This window comes from Flavobacterium caeni, from assembly GCF_900101895.1.
Lineage (GTDB): Bacteria > Bacteroidota > Bacteroidia > Flavobacteriales > Flavobacteriaceae > Flavobacterium > Flavobacterium caeni.
This window is the reverse complement of sequence record NZ_FMVF01000055.1, coordinates 1-2,100: the sequence shown is the minus strand read 5'-3', so window position 1 is coordinate 2,100 and position 2,100 is coordinate 1. Positions and strand designations below refer to the sequence as shown.

2 protein-coding genes are annotated in these 2,100 nt (G+C 27.5%); both read left to right on the top strand.

All coding sequences use genetic code 11. The annotated features are described in order from the left end of the window. Positions 1 to 243: 243 nt before the first annotated feature. Complete coding sequence (locus BLP55_RS16435; RefSeq protein ID WP_091147450.1) at positions 244 to 1,263, top strand: hypothetical protein; 1,020 nt, start codon at positions 244 to 246, stop codon at positions 1,261 to 1,263. A 445-nt stretch (positions 1,264 to 1,708) separates the two neighbouring features. Then, the gene (locus BLP55_RS16425; RefSeq protein ID WP_091147444.1) at positions 1,709 to 2,056 is read left to right on the top strand and encodes an RteC domain-containing protein; all 348 of its coding nucleotides are present in this window, start codon (positions 1,709 to 1,711) and stop codon (positions 2,054 to 2,056) included. The last annotated feature ends 44 nt before the right edge of the window (positions 2,057 to 2,100 follow it).

Here is a 2,100-nt window from a genome sequence, read left to right as displayed (position 1 = left end):
AAAACTCAGAATCTTATTTAATATACTGAAATTCAGTATTATGCACAACTTTTTTATTGTGTTTTATTGCTTAAATCAAACCGCACAACGGGTTAACTAAATACTCTCTTAGCAAAAGTCCAATTTAGTTTGAAGACGTACAAGTAAAGAATTTATAAAAAGCAATAATGCGGAGAACTTATTTGATAAAATTTTTCATTTCAATTTTTCTCAATCAATAATTAAAATTTTAAAATAATTTATATGAAAATGTTAAAAAAAGTAGTACTTGTAGTAGGAATTATGCTCTTCTCTTTAGAAAGTTTTTCTCAAAAAACAGATACAATCAACAAAAGCAAAAAGGATAGTGTAAATATTCCTAAACGTGCAATAGCTAACGCGGCTGATAAATTTGCGATTGTCCGACCATTGACCATTGAGTTCACGCATTCATCTCCATACAATTTTACCTCAGATCGAGGAAACATATCATTACCGCAAAGTACCGTTAACCAGTTTGAACAGGCTAAAATTAGTGCCAATTTTAATTTTATAAAAAGAAAAACATGGCTTTTAGGAACAACTTTAAGCTATAGATATACTAGTGCAGAGGCTGATATGATGGATCCCTTTACAAATGAAATCAAGGCAGTCGATAATCAATTCCACTATTTTTCTTCATCAGTGAATTTTTCATACTTCTCAACATTGTTTAAAAAGAGAACAATCTATTCTTCAAGTATTATTTTTGATGGTAGTGATCAACATTTTGAAAGAGTAAAAGGTTTATTAACAGGTGTAATAGTTTTGAAAGCCAATCAAAAAACAAAAATGACCGCTGGTTTATTAGTTAATATAGATCCAAGTGCTCAAACACCTGTGATACCAATTATAACTTATGAACACAAATTTAATAATGGATTGATAGCTGACATTACACTTCCAAAAAGCATTTACCTTCGAAAGTACGTTTTCAATGCTGGAAGAGTATCATTGGGAAGCGAATTAGACAGAACATCATTTTATCTATACAATATAGATGGTACGTCTCAAAGATATGAGTACAGACAATTAGATATCTATTCTGGGTTAATATACGAACATGCAATTGGAAATTTTATAATCACTGGAAAAACTGGTATGAAGTTAACACCCTCTGGAAATTTATTTAGAAAAGAAGATTCATTCAAGGATGCTGTATATGAAATAAAACCAGATCCTACATTCTATTTTAATTTAGGTGTATCGTTTAATCCTTTTACACTTTTAGGAAAGAAAAAATAATATAATGAAATATTTTTTGAAGTGTCATATCAAAAAAGCTTTTATAAATAAACACAACAAGTAGTAACAATACAAAAATTGGATGCAAATTAACTTTAAGCTTAAATTTTCAAAACAGGAAGATTCAGTTTTAATAGCTATTGTTTGCCTGTTGGGTATTATACATAGTTTTATGTACATTGATACTATGAAAGGAAGTCTTTTTGAGGAATATTATTTTATTGCAACAAGTATTAGTTTAACATGTATTATTGGTTTGTGGAGAATGAAAATATGGGCATTTTTCACCTATTTATCGGTTTTTATAATCAATCAATTTTTACTATATTTAATTAACGAATGGTTTCTTTCTCAAGCAATATTACCCATTATTTTATTGATATTTTTTATAAAAATATTTGAAAGTAAAGAATAACTAATTTTCCAATAAATAATATAAAAAAAATTGAATTTCAAGATTAACGTAGCACTCATAAATCTTAATGAGCAAATTAATTTCATAGATTTAGAAATTGATAATCAAATTGAAAAATGTAAAAATTCTATAGATGTTATTCTAAAATCAGTATCTGAAATAAAAAAAATAGTCCTCAAATCAGGTTTCAAAGTGGATACTGAAGAGATTCAATTTTTCAAAGAATTAAAACCTCAATTTACTTCTAAACTAATCTATTATAATGTGGTTTATAAAATTGAAATGAAAAGACCAAATGGAGGAAATAGAATATTGAAAAAATATTATAATAACCCGTTGTGCGGTTTAATTTCCCAAGGCATGCTTCAGATGATTTAATGGTTTTCCATTGAGGAAGTTGATGTATTGTAAAACTGCCACGC